Origin of the sequence: Enterobacter cloacae, from assembly GCF_013375935.1 — a bacterium.
Classification (GTDB): Bacteria; Pseudomonadota; Gammaproteobacteria; order Enterobacterales; family Enterobacteriaceae; genus Enterobacter; species Enterobacter pasteurii.
On record NZ_CP056117.1, the window covers coordinates 4,867,708 to 4,884,370 of the forward strand.

Genomic DNA, 16,663 nt, shown 5'->3' on the forward strand with positions numbered 1-16,663 from the left:
GTAGTTCTCACATGACCCCCAGCATCGACGTGACCATCGTCATCAGCGGCCCTACCTGCTCCGGCATGAGGCGGAACAGCGACGCTATACCCTCGCTAACCTCTTTCAGCTTCTGATGCTCTGGAGCGTCAAGCAGCACAGCCTGTTTAGCCTCGGCACACTCTTTCATCGCAGTAGCGATCAGCGACATCGTGTCGTTCTGCGGCGCCAGGCGGTTGCGGTATTCCAGCGGCATCACGGACATAATTGCCGGTGCCAGCTGGCGAATGTTGTTGGCGGCGTACTCGGTGTCGCCATCGATCCAGCGAAACACTTTCTGCATCTGACGGTGCGAGTCGGTCGGGATATCCAGCCCGGTGCCGCCGGTAGCCCGCCACTCTTCAACAATCAGCGCAGCGACAAATTCACGGCTGCGGCAGTCAGCTGCCCAGGCGCGAACAGCTGCGCGGATCCCATCGATGTTTAACGCCTTGGAATCAGGTTCCCGGCGATTCTGGTAAATCATCGGCGACACCGATAATTTGGTATTTTGTTGGTACGCAAGTGAATGCATTGCTTTCCCTTTCGTGGTTAGGGCCGCCGTTAAGCGGCATGGTTGTCAGGGTGTGGAAAGATGGACGGCAGGTCCGGGCGGAATTCATGAGCCTGGATTTCACCACCAACCGCTTTCACCAGTTCAGGAACGTGAACCGGGGAGATGCGTTTCTTTCCGTTAAGCCAGTCACAGATAGTGGACTGGGCTTTGCCGCAACGTTTTGCCAGTTCTTTTTGGCTGCCAGCGATGGCGATCGCTTTCTCTACTGCGGAGTTCTTCTCTACTGTTGGGGTTTTCATAATCACCTCAGCTATCAGTTTAAAGCGATTATGGTTATCACTTTAGCGAATGTCAATCGCATAGGCGATTTTTTGCTAAATAATCGCTTGAGCGATAGAGTTAAAGGAGTCATTAACAGAGGTGAATATGGGATTCTCGGAGCGCTTAGCGCAGGCAATGGAAAGCGCTGGATATACACAGGGTCGATTAGCTAAAGAGGTCGACATGGCTCAGTCCAGCGTACACAAGTTACTCAAGAATGCTAAAGGCTCTCGAAAAACCGTTGAGATTGCCTCTGTACTTGGTGTTCGTCCTGAATGGCTTTCTACTGGTGAGGGGGAAATGGCTGCCGGTGGCGTCAGGGAGTCAACTGCGCTATACCAGGTTAAGCCGTCACTGAATGGGATTTATCGCGTGGATGTACTCGACGTTAAAGCCAGTGCTGGTCCGGGCACGCTGGTCACGAGCGATTTCATTGAAACTATCCGGGCCATCGAATACACAACTGAACAGGCGCGCGCTTTGTTTGGCAACCGGCCAGCTACGCACGTTAAGGTCATTACCGTAAATGGCGACAGCATGGATGGGACGATTTCGCCTGGAGATCAGATCTTCGTTGATACCGGCGTTACGCATTTTGACGGTGATGGGGTTTATGTGTTTGTCTTTGGCAAAACTCTCCATGTAAAGCGGCTTCAGATGCAGCGTGACCGACTGGCAGTAATATCCGATAACCCCATTTACGAAAAATGGTACGTCGAACCTGAGGATGAGGACGCTTTCTACGTGATGGCCAAGGTGTTGCTCAGACAGTCCATCGACTATAAGCGCTTCGCATAGCCCGGCACCCGGGCTAGCATCTCCAACCCTCTTTAATCAGCTTCTCGCGTATATCCTCAATGCGCTGGTAGTCCTTTCTTTTTTTCAAAATCACTGACAGCTGTGAGAAGCCATAATGTGACGGCGGATAAAATTCGCTGGGATATTTATTTCCAGTTAACGACTCGTATTCTTCCACCCTTTTGTCATGAGCATGACGCAAAGCTGGGAACGCCAATTCAGATAGAGCAATCATCTGCTCGCATAAATGCTCTGCCCTTGCGAGGTTATCGCCCCCCCCTCATCTTGTAAAATTTCTTGATATCCTCCTGAAGTCCAAAGTGAACCTGAACGATCTGCTCTGGGCTTAGCCAGCGGAGCTTATCAACCCATTCTTTATGGTCCATACGTATCCCCCTCCAAAAAAATCAGCATACCACGTAAATAAATTTCAATAAAAATCGCTTTAACAATCATGCAATTATCACCTTATCGATGATAAATATCGTTTTGGCGATTGACTCAAATAATCGCTTTAGCTATTGTTAGCTCATCGAAACGAAACATCGACAGCTGAGCGAAGTTAGCCAGCGGCGGACAGCAAGTCGCCTGCTTTTTAACAACATGCAGATTTACAGCGTCAATGACCTGTTTAGACCCTTACACGAAAAACGTGCTGTATCACCGGGTGCGATCCGGTCGGTGAGAGAGTATCCCCGCGCGAGAGCGAGAACGGCGTGAGAACGGGCAACACTGGCAGGGAGCTGGCGCTGATTCAACTTAGAGGAGTGATTCCAATGAAGCACTAAAGCGGACAGACCGCACTTTCAAGCCGCAGTAATGATGCGGCCCCGAGTCTCCACGAGAGAGCCAGACGCAGGTCCGAACTGCGACATACCGCTGGTCAGGGTTAATCGAGGAAAAGGGTATGCCGGTAAAGCAGCGCGAACGCCAGACGCGCGCCGGTTATGAGCGGCGATGAGCGACAAGGTCTCAAGGGCATGAGCGCGGCCACTGCGAGAGTGTGGCGAAGTACCACAGGAGTGTTTTGGGGTGTGGTGGCGGTGTCCTCAAGCGAGGTGCAACGCTAGCAGAGCGATAAGACCTGAGAACCAGCTGGGCCAGTTGTGTAAAGGCCAATACGACAATAGGGCGTTCAGGAAATAAGTGAGAGTAGCGACTCAGTGCCAATCCACCACACCGACCAAAACATTTCTCCCGCATCAGCGGGTAACGACAGAGCCAGCCTCAAGCACCGGGCGCCGATGCTTGGTGATGGTAATACTGCCATCTCAACCGCACAGGAGACGATGATCCTGTTCTGGTTGGATTGGAAAAGTCTTCTTTGCCCGCCAGCGCGCGGGCATTTTTTTGGAGGTTGCATGTTTGCTACTGACATCTCACTGAAATACGGCACTCATCAGCCAGAGACGATTCTGGAAACAATGCCGATTGAAGAAGCCTCCGAAATCATCAAGGAGAAGCTTCGTGATGAAGTGCGCCAGGAACTCGAGTGCGAGTATGGCGATCGCCTTTATGAGGCTGAAGAAGAGGCATCAAACTGGGAAAGCAGAGCTGACGACTATGAAAGCGATGCAACTTGCCTGGCTAAAGCCATAAGAGAGGCTTTTGAATCTGCCAGCTTTGAAGATGCAAAGGTGATCCTCGAGCGAGCGATGCACGACCACAAAGACTATTTCTGAAGACCCGCCACGGCGGGTTTTTTCATACCTCAGTCGCTTCACCGAGGCGGCTTAGTTATGACAACCGGCGGCCATCCACCGCCCATTGAAACACTGAATAAATGCGTTGAAGTCTTGTATTAACCGTTCCGTTCGCCGCGATAAGGCCAAGAGGAAATCATGGTAAACCAGCAGCAGATCAGAGAGGCCCAACGGCTCGCGTCGTTCGCAGTTCTCCATCGCAATGCTCCGGCGTGGGAAGAAGCAAAGCGCCTTTACGCCGTCGCCATCGGGAGGACCCTTCACTGATGGAAACTTTATTCGCACTCGCCCTGACCGTGGCAATGACCAACGGTGATTATCAGGATGTCATTCTCGGTGTATACGACAGCCAGCAGGAATGCAGCCAGGCAGCTACAGAGCAAAAAGTTTCAGCTGAGTGCTGGCCGGTAGAAAGCATCCTCCGCAACGGCGAGTTCCCGGCGAAAGACATCGCGCAGCAGTAACCACCCTGTTCAACCGATCGGCCTGGCTTTTTGCGGGCGGGATCTGCACATCCAAATTTCAGGAGAAACCATGAGCGAAGTAACGGACTTAACTGTCATCGAAATCATGCCGGAGCAGGCGCCAGTGCTTTACGTGGCTGGCGGCCTTGACGCTTACCTCGATCAAATCCGCCAGGCAGTAAACGAAGTGCCGGACCTGTCCACGAAGAAAGGTCGTGACAGGGTCGCCTCTCTGGCGGCGCAGGTGTCCCGCAGCAAGACGGCAATCGAAAAGCCGGGCCGTGAGTACCTGAAGCGCCTGAAAGAGGCTGTGCGTCCGGCTGAGGCCGAAATTAAGAGATTCGTTGATGCCTGCGACGAGCTGCGCGATGCGACCCGCCGCCCACTCACCGAATGGGAAGCCGAGCAGGAACGCATTAAGGCTGAAGAAGCCATGAACGCGCTGCACGCCGAAGCGCTGGTGATGAACGAAGAGTTTGACCGCCAGCGTGCCGCGCAGATCGAAGCAGACCACGAAATAGCTCTGCTGATGAATGAAAAGTTTGACCGTGACCGCGAAGAGCAGCGCCGCTTGGCGGAACAGGCTCAGCGTGAGCACGAAGAGCGCATTAAGCGCGAAGCGGCAGAACAAGCCCGCCGCGATGCCGAAGCGAAGCACAAAGCGGAGATTGAAGCCGCAGCGCGCCGTGAAGTCGAAGAGAAAGCCCGCGCTGAGCTGGCGGAACGCCAGCGCATTGAGGTTGAACAGCGTGCGGCACGCGAGAAGCAGGAAGCGGAAGAGCGTGCACGACGCGAAAAAGAAGAAGCCGTTGCCGCGGAGCGCCGCCGTCAGGAAGAAGCAGAGGCGGCCCGTCTGGCCGAAGAGCAGCGTAAAGCCGAAGAAGAAGCGCGCCGCGCCGCAGACAAAGAGCACCGCCGCACCGTCAATCGTCGCGTTATCGCCGACCTGATAGCTCAGGGCATACCCGAAGAATTCGCGCAGAAAGCACTGTTGGCGATCGCTGGCGGCAAAGTGCAGGACGCGCACATCAAATATTGAGGTGATTCATGAATATTACATGCGAGTGCGTAGACATGCGCACGTCCGTCGGCCCCCACAACACCATCAAAGTTGAGATGGAAGGCGTTGTCCTGGCCGGCACCGTTAAAACCCGTGACGTACTCCCCCAGCTCGACGGCGCAGAAGTCATCGAGTGGCTGGCTGAGCAGGGTTACATCATCACTCATCAGGAGCGTGCAGCATGACAGCGGCAGAACGGTGGGATGAAGAGTCGTTCCTTCGCCTTATGCGCGACGTGATACCAGAAAAGCCAGAGAGCGATGACGAGCCAGTAAATCTGGCAGCCGAGCGGCAGAACCCGATGATTAGCTGGGATGAATTTGCCGGTAATTTTAATTAAGTGAGATTGCTATGAAATTCGAAAAAGCCATGAGGAAGAAAGCCAAGCTACGGCTGGCACTTACCGGGCCAAGCGGTTCAGGGAAAACCTATAGCGCGCTGATGATATGCAAAAGCATGGGTGGAAAAACAGCGGTTATTGATACCGAAAAGGGAAGCGCATCACTCTACTCCAATGAATTTGATTTCGATGTACTGGAATTGGATCCCCCATTCAGTCCTGAGAGATTTATTGAAGCCATTGGCGCTGCGGAAGCGGCGGGTTACGACAACCTCGTCATCGACTCAATCTCGCATGAATGGAGCGGCGTTGGTGGCTGCCTTGATGATCTGGACACCATTGCCAAAACAAAATTTAAGGGTAACACCCACGCTGCCTGGAGCGCATTAACCCCACGTCATCGCAAGTTTCTTGACGCCATTCTTCGTGTTAATTGCCACTTAGTGGCCACCATGCGTAGCAAAACGGAAACAGCACAACAGGAAGGAAGCAAAAAGGTTGTGAAGCTGGGGATGAAGACTGAGCAACGAGACGGCGTTGAATATGAATTTACCACCGTCCTCGACATCAACCATGAAACTCACACAGCTACAGCGTCAAAAGATCGTACCGGTTTGTTCTCAAATGCTGATTACACGGTGCTGGACGAGACGGTTGGCAAGCGGCTTATGGGGTGACTGAACGATGGTCGTTCTAAAGCCGAAATAGACCTTGCACACTTTATCACTACAGCAGAGTCGGCACCTTCTTTCGAACAACTGAAATCGGCCTGGGCCGAGGCCTTCAGAACATTACGAGACACGCCAGAGCAGGCGAAAGCTCAGGAAGTATATGAGGCCAGAAAGGCAGAATTAACCGGCAATGAACAGGTGGCGTAAATGGCTAGCAAAGGCGTTAACAAAGTGATCCTCGTCGGCAACCTCGGGCAAGACCCAGAGGTCCGCTATCTTCCATCCGGCGGCGCAGTATGCAGCCTGACGCTGGCGACATCGGAGTCATGGCGAGATAAAGCCACCGGCGAGCTCAAAGAGCAAACGGAATGGCACCGCGTCGTTCTGTTCGGAAAGTTGGCCGAGGTGGCTGGAGAATACCTGCGCAAGGGCTCTCAGGTTTATATCGAGGGCCAACTGCGCACCCGAAAATGGACAGATCAGGCAGGCACCGAGAAGTACACCACTGAGGTGGTGGTCAACGTCGGCGGCACCATGCAAATGCTCGGGGGGCGACAGGGTGGTGGCGCACCAGCAGGTGGTGACCGACAGAGTAGCAACCAGTCGCAACAAAGTGGTGGACAGCGTCAGCAGCAACAGCGATCGCAACATGGTGGTGAGCCAGGAGGGTGGGGAACCCCACAGCAAGCGCAGGGACAGCAAGATGCCCCAATGGACTTCGACGACGATATTCCGTTTGCTCCGGTAACCCTGCCCTTCCCTCGCCACACTATTCACGCAATTTAAGGATGAACATGAACCACTTAATGATTGACCTGGAAACGATGGGCAAAGGTCCATACGCGCCTATCGTTTCCATTGGCGCTGTATTCTTCGATCCGAACACCGGGGCTACAGGCGATGACTTCCAGGTAAACGTATCGCTTGAGTCATCAATGAGGTTCCGCGCCCGGCCTGACGCGTCCACCATTCTGTGGTGGATGGAACAGGATGAAGCAGCCAGAAGGACATTAACCAATGACACGCAAGAACTTTCCTTAGCTCTGAGTTGGCTGTCTGAGTTCGTCGCCAAACATGCAAAACCGCGATTCGTTCAGGTGTGGGGTAACGGCGCGTCGTTCGACTGTGTAATTCTCCGTAACAGTTACACACTCACGGGACTGGAAGCTCCATGGCAATGGTGGAATGACCGTGATGTTCGCACCGTCGTCGAGATGGGTAAAGCGATAGGCATTGACCCTAAGCGTGATATGCCATTTCAAGGTACTCGTCACAGCGCGCTGGACGACGCTATTCATCAGGTCAAATACGTTTCTGCGATCTGGCAAAAATTAATCAAATAATTCTCCACTAAGGATCCTCAAATGTCACAACCTCCTCAAGGGGCGGGATACTTTCGTGCGCCCAAAAAACTGGAAACAAAGGAGCAAGTCATCGCCCGGGTCTGCGCTTACCTTGAGGAGAGCCTAGGTAAGAAGAGGGTTGAGAACCGGACGCCAGCGGAGATTCAGCAGGCGGAGGATGATTACTGGACCGAGAAGCTTCTTCGTCGCTACGAGGCCAAGCTATGGCACGACAACTTCATGGCCTCTTTCCAGCCTCAATACGAAGCCTGTGGACCTAAACTCCCCTCTCGCACTCGCTATGGGCAAATTGATTATTTCGGCCGCGGCGGCGCGGTAAGGAGTGAATGATGACTCACGCTCACGACGACATCAGGGTTGGCACACTGTGCCTTCCCTTCATTGGTAACGGCTGGCTAATGCCATGGGGTGAAGTGGTCAGCAATCCATTAAAGGCGCAGCGGCTTGCTGAGGAATATCGGGAAAGGCAGGAGGCGGCATGAAATACGGAAGCGTGTGCAGCGGTATCGAAGCTGCCAGTAAAGCGTGGGAACCTCTCGGCTGGAAACCTGCCTGGTTCTCTGAAATCGAACCATTCCCATCCGCAGTCCTCGCCCATCACTGGCCGGAAGTAACCAACCTCGGCGACATGACCCAAATCTCCGATGCGGTGCGCACTGGTAATGTCGAAGCGCCTGATGTTCTGGTCGGTGGTACGCCTTGCCAGGCATTCAGCATCGCCGGCTTACGTGAAGGCCTGTCTGACGACCGAGGCCAGTTAACCCTCTCTTACGTGGAATTAGCCAATGCAATTGACGCAAAGCGCCGCGAACGCGGTGAACCAGAAACAATCATCGTCTGGGAAAACGTCCCCGGCGTACTCAGTAGCAAAGATAATGCCTTCGGGTGCTTTCTGGCAGGACTTGCCGGAGAAAGCAGTGAGTTGCAGTCAGCAGGGGGAAAATGGACGCACGCAGGTTGTGTGTCTGGACCAGAAAGGGTTATCGCCTGGCGCGTCCTTGATGCTCAATTTTTCGGAGTGGCCCAACGACGCCGCCGTGTGTTCGTTGTCGCAAGTGCTCGAAAAGGATTCGATCCCGCAGCGGTACTTTTTGAGTTCGACAGCGTGCGCCGGGATTCTGCGCCGCGCCGAGAAACGCAAAAGGCTGTTGCCGCCCTTGCTGCACGAGGCGTTGGAACGTGTGGCGCAGACGACAACCAGGCACAAGCTGGACACCTGATTGCTTTTGGCGGTGGCAATACTGCCGGCCATATTGATGTAGCGACCGCCTGCACCGCGCATGGAATCAGGCTGGATTTTCATACTGAGACTTTCGCAGTGCACGGCACGCAGGATCCAGATACCAACCGAGAACTTGCGCACACGCTCGGACGCAACAACGGACAAGAAAACGCCTGCATCGCATTTAGCTACAAAGATAATGGCGCTGATGCTACGTCGGATTTATCGCCAACGATTAGCGCAGGAAACCACGATAAAAGCCATGCTAACAGCGGCCAGCCTCCAGCTATAGCTATGACTTATACTGCCCCTGCCATTGGTCATTTCAAGACAGACAATATCTCATCAACGTTAACTAAATCAGCTGGCCAAGGTAATGGCGAAACACAGAACGGTGCATTCGTTCTAAAAAATATGGAGGTTCGCCGCCTAACACCGATTGAGTGCGAGCGCCTTCAGGGCTTTCCTGATAATCACACTCTGATCGGCTGGCGCGGGAAGGACGCTGATGAATGCCCGGACGGGCCACGTTATAAAGCTATCGGCAATAGCATGGCAGTACCGGTTATGCGTTGGATTGGTGAGCGCATCGCCGCATCTCTGCCAACAGAGAAGCTGAACGGTGATTATGGTGGAAGTAAAACCCCGCTCGACCAGCGCGACCTATGGCGCACTCCACCAGCCCTCTTCGCTTCCCTTGATGCTGAGTTTTGCTTTCAACTGGATGCCGCCGCCGCGCCTCATAACGCGCTGTGCAGGAAGTTCATCACCGCCGAGCAGAACACGCTGCAAACGCCCTGGGCTGATTACCTGAATGTTCCTGGCTACGTCTGGCTGAGCCCGCCATACAGCGACATCATGCCGTTCGTTAAGAAGGCCGCCACCGAAAGCGCAAATCAGATCGGCACGGTCATGCTGGTTCCGGCAGACACTTCGGTTGGCTGGTTCAAAGAGGCAATCCAGACCGCCAGCGAGGTTCGCTTCATCACCGCCGGGCGGCTGGCATTTATCAACCCGGTCACCGGTAAGCCAGTATCGGGAAATAACAAAGGTTCGATGCTTATCATCTGGCGACCGTACCCACGTACACACTGCCACTTCGCAACTGTGGAACGGGACGAGCTTATGGCTTTCGGGGCGAAACTTCTTGCCCGCCGGGAGGCAGCATGACCCTGCCCCAACGAATTACCATGGAGCTTATGGCTCCTTTTTTATTGCTGGCGTTCACCTTCAGCCGAATTAACCGACAGTTCCGGGAGAATTGACCATGGCCGACATCATCGACACCGCAGCAGAGATTGAAGAGCTTCAGCGTAACGCCGCCCTTTCCGCTCACCGAGTGAACCGCAACGCCGTATCAGCTGAGCGTTGCGCCGAATGCGACGAACCAATTCCCGAGCCGCGACGTGCTGCCGTTCCCGGCTGCCAGACGTGCGCCAGTTGCCAGGCTGACCTAGAGCTTTTACGCAAGCAAAGGGGGTCTTGATGGACTACACCGAACTAAGCGACTTTGAGATTAATAACTTAGTTGCCATTTCTTTGGGCGCAAAGGTTACGGATAGCTACCGAGTAGGAGAAGAGCGGGAAACAGTTTACTACTCCCTTGGCGGTGACGAATTTGCAATAAGACGCGGCTTTGGAAATATAAACGATGATTTCGACCCATGCCAAAAGCCTAGTGATGCATGGCCAATCATAGCTGATAACCGAATCAGCATCATGTTTGATGGCACTCTTCCGGAGTATGAAGGTGAGTATCACGAGTGGTGCGACGCATTATCATCGTGTCGAAATTTCGGAATTCAGCATCAGTTAAATCCTCTCCGTGCCGCGATGATCGTCTTCCTAATGATGCAGGAGTCAGCCAATGTTCCAGCTAATTCAACGGGGTCAGATTTACGCTGACCAGCACGGTTGGCCCGTCATCATCCACAGTTGCACATCACAGATAGTCCGCTACTGGCGACAGGGCCGGATAAACACCGCGTCAATAGACCGTTTTAACAATGATTTTGAGCACCTCGATCACCGTGAGGCGACGCAGATACGCGCCGAACTGGAGACGAGCGAGCATATTAAATCGCTGCGTGCCCAGCGTGCGGCATGAGGAGAGATTATGGGGATGATGACATTCGTCGTTAAGTTTGAAGATGGTAAGGAACCATCTGTGGGCGCTGGAATGGAAGTATCAGGCGGCCAGATCGTTGCCGCGTCGTGGTTCGACTACCGGGATGATTTCTTCACAGGTGAGCAGGTAGATGTGATCGCTAAGGCGCTTGAAGAATTAAATGCCCAAGGAGAAATTAGCGATGAAGACACCTCATCATTGTTGGAAAAAATCGACCTTCTCACCCTGTAGCGCAACTGATAGCCAGTTATGAGCTGGCTATTGGGTGCGAAAGCCCACCTCGTAAATCCCTTGATGTTATTGCCGCCTAAGGGCGGCTTCTTTTTTGCCTGGAGGAAACCAATGGAAGAGGAAATCTTCACACGTGAAGAGGCTGCGTCGTATCTGAAGGTTGATAAAGGCACCATCACGCAGTGGATCCGCAGCGGTCGACTTCCGGCCGCAAAGATAAATCCAGAAAAACCCAAGAGCCCGTATCGCATTTGTAAGTCTGACTGCATTGCAGCGCTGAAGTCTGTCCGACACAATAGCGCTGTGAATGCGGTTGGTATGCAGGAGGAAAAAGCATGTCAATCAAACTACGCGGTGGCACGTGGCACTGCGACTTCGTCGCGCCAGATGGATCACGAGTTAGACGTTCTCTTGAAACCTCAGACAAGAGAGAAGCGCAGGAACTTCACGATCGTCTGAAGTCGGAAGCGTGGCGGGTAAAACAACTTGGGGAGTCGCCTAAGAAGTTATTCAAGGAGGCCTGCATAAGATGGCTCAGGGAGAAAGAGGATAAGAAGAGCCTGGATGATGACAAAAGCATCATTAAGTTCTGGTTACTGCATTTCAGAGAGACTGTTCTCGCTGACATCACAACAGACAAAATAATGGAGGCGGTAGACGGAATGGAAAACCGCCGCCATCGCCTGAACTGGGAAATGACCAGAGACAGGTGTTTGAGACTCTCTAAACCAGTACCAGATTATATTCCAAAGCTCGCAACGAAGGGAACAAGGACGAGACATCTGGCTATACTCAGGGCCATTCTGAATATGGCGGTGCAGTGGGGGTGGCTGGATAAAGCGCCGAAGATATCCACGCCCCGGGTGAAGAATGGCCGCATCCGCTGGCTGACGGAAGAAGAGTCGAAGCGTCTTTTTGCAGAGATAGCCCCTCACTTCTTCCCGGTCGTTATGTTTGCGGTCACCACCGGCCTTCGTCGATCGAACGTTACCGATCTGGAATGGTCACAGGTCGACCTCGATAAGCGGATGGCATGGATGCACCCTGACGAAACTAAAGCCGGCAACGCCATCGGCGTTCCACTGAACGAAACAGCTTTAGGGATACTGAGGAAGCAGCAAGGTCTGCATAAGCGCTGGGTGTTCGTTCACACGACTCCCGGGTACAGAAGCGACGGAACCAAAACGGCAGCTGTCAGAAAAATGCGGACAGATAGTAATAAGGCATGGAAGGGAGCACTAAAGCGGGCAGGCATTAGCAATTTCCGCTTCCATGACCTCAGGCATACGTGGGCAAGTTGGCTGGTACAGTCTGGTGTTTCACTTCTGGCGCTGAAGGAAATGGGTGGATGGGAGACGCTGGAAATGGTTCAGCGATATGCCCACCTTTCAGCCGGACACCTAACCGAGCACGCGAGCAAAATTGACGAGATTATTGGTCGCAATGTCACAAATACGGCACAGGAGGAGAACGTGGTTTATTTAAATGTTCGGTAAGTCATTGATAAAGATGGTGCCGATAATAGGAGTCGAACCTACGACCTTCGCATTACGAATCAGAAGCACTACATTTAACATACTGTTTTAACTAGCATTGGCCGCATTCACACATACAATGCTGATGGCACAAACTGAAAGATGCAGTAACTTAACGATGGGTATATGTCACACCCATGGCACAAACATGTCACGCCCTCAAATCACCAGAAACGCAGAATTTTGCGCAGCCAATTCCAGAATCCTCATCAGCCTGTTTACTGGCTATGCCCTCCCCGCCATAATCACCACCGATCCGATTGTAAGACTTATCAGGTGCGTACCTCTTTTATCGAACAATAAGCAAATCTGAAAATCTCGTAGTGTATCGAGGCGAAAGCATTTCACGCTTCATCTGCCATTGCTGCTGTATACCCTGCCCGGCAAAATAGAGAGTGCCCTTTCCGTCCTTTGCATTCAGTCGATCTAGCACTTCCATCAGCTTTTCACTTCCGGCACGCGGAGCGCTGTCGTCGAAAAGGTTTAGCTGGGCCACGCCCTGGCTGAAGAAGTCGCCCAGCATGACTCCCGCTTTCTGGTACCGGTGACCATCCTTCCAGATTTTGTCCAGACACTTTACCGCGGCGTTGATGATGTCTCTGCTGTCCTGCGTTGGCGTGAGCAGCCTTACCGATGCGCTGTTTCCGTAATACGGCTCATTGAGCGCAAACGGAGAGGTCTTAACGAAAGCTGAGATAAAACGGCAATACTGGTGCTCGCCGCGAAGCTTCTCAGCACCACGGGCCGCGTAGCTGCAAATAGCCTGCCGCATTTGCTCATAGTCAGTAATGCGTTCGCCAAAAGATCGGCTGCATACGATTTCCTGCTTCACCGGCGCGAACTCCTCCAGATCGAGGCAAGGATCCCCACGCAGTTCCCGGACGGTACGCTCCAGCACAACATTGAAGTGTTTGCGAATGATCCATGTACTCTGCTCTGAGAGTTCCAGCGCTGTTTTGATGCCCATGGCGTTCAGCTTTTTGCTGATGCGACGACCAACGCCCCAGACATCCTCCACAGGAACAAGCGCCAGTAGCCTCCTCTGCCGGTCGACGTTTGAGAGGTCAACCACCCCGCCGGTCTGCCGCTGCCATTTTTTCGCAGCATGGTTAGCCAGCTTAGCCAGCGTCTTGGTCTGCGCTATGCCGACGCCAACTGTAAGATGCGTCCGCTGTAAAATAGTCGCGCGGATCTCTTTCCCAAATTCAGTCAGGTCCCGGCAGTTCCTTACGCCAGTCAGATCGCAGAATGCCTCATCTATGCTGTAAATTTCCACGCGAGGACTCATTTCTTCCAGCGTGGTCATTACCCGGCTGGACATGTCTGCATAGAGCTCGTAGTTGCTGCTGAAGCAAACAACACCAGCGCGCCGGAACAACTCTTTCTGTTTGAAGAACGGCTCACCCATCGCTATCCCGGCAGCCTTTGCTTCGGCGCTACGTGCGATTACGCAGCCGTCATTATTCGACAGAACGACAACCGGCCGCCCGCGCAGGTCGGGCCTGAATACTGTTTCACAGCTGGCATAAAAAGAGTTCACATCAACCAGGGCAAACATCACATCACCGGATTGTCGTCTGTGAACGCCGCAGCGCCATTGATAAAAAAGGTTACAACTCCCATGACATTAACTTCATCTAGCGCATCACCTTCTATGCTTTCACCATCTTCAGTGATGAGCACTCCTCCCATAACGACCGCGAACTGTAGTTGGCCGAAAGCACGCACCAGCACGCGCGTTCCGTTGGCGGGCACAAGATCAGGCTGAAAAAGCGCGTAACCACTTGACGTTTCAACCAGGCATGAGTAGCGGTTAACGCCACATAACTGTTCAATTCTGTATCGCTGAGCTTTTGCCTCCATGCCCCCTCCACAATTACTGTATTTGTATACAGTATTATCAATGAAGGAGTGAGATCAAGCGAAGCGAGTGAGCTGATTTATAAGTGGCGGTAAGCGCGGGAAATTTAGTTGTGAAAAACCCGCCTAAGCGGGTTTATATTTGACTGTTACGAGAAGAGATTCCGAAGATCTACATCTTACACTGCTAGCCATGCCACGCGGGGTTTGGACAGGAGCACGCGAGGATGCCTGCTGAAATCCTTGGTCTTCGCATGGATTATTTGGACGATGAGAGGTGAAATAATCGCCTAAATGTTAAAGAGCACCAACTGGCGCGATTAAAGCCCCAGGATGTGCACAAAGATCAGTCAGTAATGAAAATGTTACTGGTGGGCTGATAATGCTCTCATGGATACACTTTTACCAAATACCTGCCTGAGTGTTGCATATACGCCTGCTAAGCAGGCGCATTGCTGATTAGGTATTTGTAATTTTCTTCCATGATGCAGCTGTAGTGCCAGTTGCTTTATACCACTCAAACTGCCCGGCCGTAGTGTCGAGATATTCTTCACCTACGAACCTCGGCACAACGTTATTTACAGGATTTTGTGAAAGCTTCCTTACAAACTTATTAACATCCCATAAAATCTGAGACTCGTAGCTAAGGAAGCTCATGCCTGCGATAGTTAGCAGTGGCGATGAAGATGAACTATTACTGATTAAATTGAAGGCTATTACATGCCAGCCACGAGATGCGATATGCAGACGACCAGTTTTTTGAGTGTCGTAACCCGTTTCCCTGTTGAGTGATATCGTAGTGTTCAAGGCGCTCAAATTAAAGGAACTGGCAGGCTTTGCAGTGATATCAGAGCCAATTGCATCCCATACCCTATCATCCAGTGAATATTGCGACTGGGGAAGGCCGAAATCTAGTTCTACGCTGAGTGTGGCATTGCTAAATGAAACACTTGGAGTTATTACAATGTCATCATGCTCAGCATAGAAACAGACAAACACTTTATTACCTAACTGCGATGTCTCAATGACATACCCACCGGTAAAGCTTGCTAGCGGGGGGCTAAACATTCCAGCCTTGTTTAGTTGCGTTCCCCACGTGGACTCTTTTAGCTTCATCGAAGCTTCGAAAGTCCTTACGTTGACGTTAGATCCAGCCTTAACTTTTGTTGGGTTATTAAATTTTGAGAGAATGAAAGCGAATACCCTTGCCGCAAGATATTTGTAGCCCTCTTCTCTGAAATGCACATTATCGCTGAACCTTGTAGAATCCACCCCATAGAATACCTCCACCCCATCAAGAACAGGAATTCCATACTCCTCAGCTATATTGAAAGCTGCCTGCCTGTAAGCGTCTAAAAGCCGCACGTTGCCGCCATACTGTTTCTGAGGTGGTGGCGTAATCATTACTACCGGCGTGCCCTTGACAAGCTCTCTGGCAATAATTTTCTTGTAATAAAGCACATAGTCAGAAATTGACTGATACGGCGTAAATCCTTCAGCTGCATCATTGGTGCCATACATAATGATTGTTAAATCACTATTTACATTTGTGCTCCAGTCACCCCACCCTAGCTTAGTATTGTCTCCGGAGTAACCCTGGTTAATCACCGTGACCGTGGATGAAAAAGCTTGCTGGAGATACCCTTGCAAGGCCTGAGGGTAAGGAGTGGCAGCGCGGGTTTTGGTATGCACCCGCCCTGCCGGGGTTGGGTTTGGATCTGCTGGCGTTGGTGCTACAGTGGTATCTTCACCATACGTCAGTGAGTCACCACGGCATACAATAGTAATTGCTGCTGAATCACGAGCGACCTTTTCTGCGTAACGTGACATATTCAGGCGCTGAAGTGCATGCAACTGCTTGCCAGGGATTTGCTGGGTTCCAATGTCTACTACGTCACTGAGCTGGGCGAGTGTCAGTGCTGATTCAGCATCATTAACCAGCTCGCCAGCCGGCTTACCGGAAATAAGTGTGTCACTACCTACCTCAGCAAGTTCTGTGCGAAGCGAGGCATCGCCAACCCCTACCCATTTACCTTCACCAATGCCGCCAGTGCTATCAGGGGTAGAGCCGGCGGATACTTCTTTGGGTTGTGACCAGTCCCCATCCCAGCGGTAGAACTCCCCGTTGCTTTCCCACTGAAGAACAGTGTTAGGAGTGTCGAGGGCAGCGCCAATTTCAAAAGATTTCTTCGTGATGTAGCCATATTGCAGCATTGCCTGATTTGCATCGTAATTTATTCCAGCAATTGTACGATGTTTATCACCAAACCGGTCAATATATTCATGATTATCTGATGTCACAAACTCATCAATTTTCCCCGCGTTAAATTTCAGATCACGCGGCGATTCGCTTGGCACAGGTAAATTAGCAGGTTGCGTAGCCATATTGATTCCATAAAAAACCCGGCGCGGTGGCCGGGTTGTGGTGATA

General features: G+C 52.2%; 23 protein-coding genes and 1 pseudogene. 19 read left to right on the top strand and 5 right to left on the bottom strand.

The window, feature by feature from the left end; genetic code table 11:
• Positions 1–7 precede the first annotated feature (7 nt).
• Together HWQ14_RS22950 and HWQ14_RS22955 are read right to left on the bottom strand one after the other, a co-directional pair.
• Positions 8–553, bottom strand: coding sequence for a toxin YdaT family protein (locus HWQ14_RS22950; RefSeq protein ID WP_176608612.1), 546 nt, complete (start codon positions 551–553; stop codon positions 8–10).
• A gap of 29 nt (positions 554–582) precedes the next feature.
• Positions 583–834: a transcriptional regulator gene (locus HWQ14_RS22955; protein WP_001514164.1), complete on the bottom strand. Its 252-nt coding sequence runs from the start codon at positions 832–834 to the stop codon at positions 583–585.
• A gap of 127 nt (positions 835–961) precedes the next feature.
• Between HWQ14_RS22955 and HWQ14_RS22960 the strand changes: the two genes are divergently transcribed.
• The 19 genes and pseudogenes from HWQ14_RS22960 to HWQ14_RS23045 all read left to right on the top strand — a co-directional run bounded on the left by HWQ14_RS22960 (position 962) and on the right by HWQ14_RS23045 (position 12,333).
• Positions 962–1,654, top strand: a complete 693-nt coding sequence (locus HWQ14_RS22960) for an XRE family transcriptional regulator (RefSeq protein ID WP_165464646.1) — start codon at positions 962–964, stop codon at positions 1,652–1,654.
• 1,163 nt (positions 1,655–2,817) lie between these two features.
• A complete protein-coding gene (locus HWQ14_RS22965; protein ID WP_209007150.1) occupies positions 2,818–3,336 on the top strand; it encodes a hypothetical protein in 519 nt (172 codons plus the stop codon).
• A gap of 287 nt (positions 3,337–3,623) precedes the next feature.
• Complete coding sequence (locus HWQ14_RS22970) at positions 3,624–3,821, top strand: DUF1482 family protein (protein WP_176608614.1); 198 nt, start codon at positions 3,624–3,626, stop codon at positions 3,819–3,821.
• Positions 3,822–3,891: 70 nt separating this feature from the next.
• On the top strand, positions 3,892–4,860 hold the full coding sequence (locus HWQ14_RS22975) for a hypothetical protein (RefSeq protein ID WP_176608615.1): 969 nt from the start codon (positions 3,892–3,894) through the stop codon (positions 4,858–4,860).
• Positions 4,861–4,868: 8 nt separating this feature from the next.
• A complete protein-coding gene (locus HWQ14_RS22980) occupies positions 4,869–5,066 on the top strand; it encodes a hypothetical protein (RefSeq protein ID WP_032667076.1) in 198 nt (65 codons plus the stop codon).
• Positions 5,063–5,221 (top strand): hypothetical protein, encoded by a 159-nt coding sequence (locus tag HWQ14_RS22985; protein ID WP_176608616.1) that lies wholly within the window; start codon positions 5,063–5,065, stop codon positions 5,219–5,221. Before HWQ14_RS22980 ends, HWQ14_RS22985 begins: the two co-directional genes overlap by 4 nt.
• 11 nt (positions 5,222–5,232) lie before the next feature.
• On the top strand, positions 5,233–5,898 hold the full coding sequence (locus HWQ14_RS22990) for an ATP-binding protein (protein WP_245166426.1): 666 nt from the start codon (positions 5,233–5,235) through the stop codon (positions 5,896–5,898).
• Positions 5,899–6,099: 201 nt separating this feature from the next.
• A complete protein-coding gene (locus HWQ14_RS22995) occupies positions 6,100–6,678 on the top strand; it encodes a single-stranded DNA-binding protein (protein WP_176608617.1) in 579 nt (192 codons plus the stop codon).
• 8 nt (positions 6,679–6,686) lie between these two features.
• Positions 6,687–7,235, top strand: a complete 549-nt coding sequence (locus HWQ14_RS23000; RefSeq protein ID WP_032667079.1) for a 3'-5' exonuclease — start codon at positions 6,687–6,689, stop codon at positions 7,233–7,235.
• A 21-nt stretch (positions 7,236–7,256) separates the two neighbouring features.
• Positions 7,257–7,586 (top strand): hypothetical protein, encoded by a 330-nt coding sequence (locus HWQ14_RS23005; RefSeq protein ID WP_176608618.1) that lies wholly within the window; start codon positions 7,257–7,259, stop codon positions 7,584–7,586.
• Positions 7,586–7,738, top strand: a complete 153-nt coding sequence (locus tag HWQ14_RS23010; RefSeq protein WP_006809793.1) for a DUF1317 family protein — start codon at positions 7,586–7,588, stop codon at positions 7,736–7,738. Before HWQ14_RS23005 ends, HWQ14_RS23010 begins: the two co-directional genes overlap by 1 nt.
• Positions 7,735–9,009, top strand: a pseudogene (locus tag HWQ14_RS23015) (DNA cytosine methyltransferase); the annotation flags it as partial. The gene HWQ14_RS23010 and the pseudogene HWQ14_RS23015, both read left to right, overlap by 4 nt.
• Positions 9,010–9,045: 36 nt before the next feature.
• Positions 9,046–9,648 carry a phage N-6-adenine-methyltransferase gene (locus HWQ14_RS23420; protein ID WP_245166474.1) on the top strand — a complete coding sequence of 201 codons (603 nt, stop codon included), beginning with the start codon at positions 9,046–9,048 and terminating at the stop codon, positions 9,646–9,648.
• 97 nt (positions 9,649–9,745) lie between these two features.
• Positions 9,746–9,964, top strand: coding sequence for a TraR/DksA family transcriptional regulator (locus HWQ14_RS23020; RefSeq protein WP_176608620.1), 219 nt, complete (start codon positions 9,746–9,748; stop codon positions 9,962–9,964).
• Complete coding sequence (locus tag HWQ14_RS23025) at positions 9,964–10,383, top strand: phage protein NinX family protein (RefSeq protein WP_126805191.1); 420 nt, start codon at positions 9,964–9,966, stop codon at positions 10,381–10,383. Before HWQ14_RS23020 ends, HWQ14_RS23025 begins: the two co-directional genes overlap by 1 nt.
• Entirely contained in the window at positions 10,346–10,585 is a 240-nt protein-coding gene (locus tag HWQ14_RS23030; protein WP_058683360.1) for a DUF4222 domain-containing protein, read from the top strand. Before HWQ14_RS23025 ends, HWQ14_RS23030 begins: the two co-directional genes overlap by 38 nt.
• 15 nt (positions 10,586–10,600) lie before the next feature.
• The gene (locus HWQ14_RS23035; RefSeq protein WP_245166427.1) at positions 10,601–10,837 is read left to right on the top strand and encodes a hypothetical protein; all 237 of its coding nucleotides are present in this window, start codon (positions 10,601–10,603) and stop codon (positions 10,835–10,837) included.
• Positions 10,838–10,948: 111 nt separating this feature from the next.
• The gene (locus tag HWQ14_RS23040; protein ID WP_072023904.1) at positions 10,949–11,296 is read left to right on the top strand and encodes a helix-turn-helix domain-containing protein; all 348 of its coding nucleotides are present in this window, start codon (positions 10,949–10,951) and stop codon (positions 11,294–11,296) included.
• Complete coding sequence (locus HWQ14_RS23045; protein WP_245166475.1) at positions 11,179–12,333, top strand: site-specific integrase; 1,155 nt, start codon at positions 11,179–11,181, stop codon at positions 12,331–12,333. The genes HWQ14_RS23040 and HWQ14_RS23045 overlap by 118 nt, the downstream gene beginning before the upstream one ends.
• A gap of 328 nt (positions 12,334–12,661) precedes the next feature.
• Here HWQ14_RS23045 and HWQ14_RS23050 read toward each other — a convergent pair whose 3' ends face one another.
• The 3 genes from HWQ14_RS23050 to HWQ14_RS23060 all read right to left on the bottom strand — a co-directional run bounded on the left by HWQ14_RS23050 (position 12,662) and on the right by HWQ14_RS23060 (position 16,617).
• A complete protein-coding gene (locus HWQ14_RS23050) occupies positions 12,662–13,930 on the bottom strand; it encodes a Y-family DNA polymerase (RefSeq protein ID WP_176611097.1) in 1,269 nt (422 codons plus the stop codon).
• A complete protein-coding gene (locus HWQ14_RS23055) occupies positions 13,930–14,235 on the bottom strand; it encodes a hypothetical protein (RefSeq protein WP_176611098.1) in 306 nt (101 codons plus the stop codon). Before HWQ14_RS23055 ends, HWQ14_RS23050 begins: the two co-directional genes overlap by 1 nt.
• Before the next feature lie 456 nt (positions 14,236–14,691).
• A complete protein-coding gene (locus HWQ14_RS23060; RefSeq protein WP_176611099.1) occupies positions 14,692–16,617 on the bottom strand; it encodes a GDSL-type esterase/lipase family protein in 1,926 nt (641 codons plus the stop codon).
• Positions 16,618–16,663 lie beyond the last annotated feature (46 nt).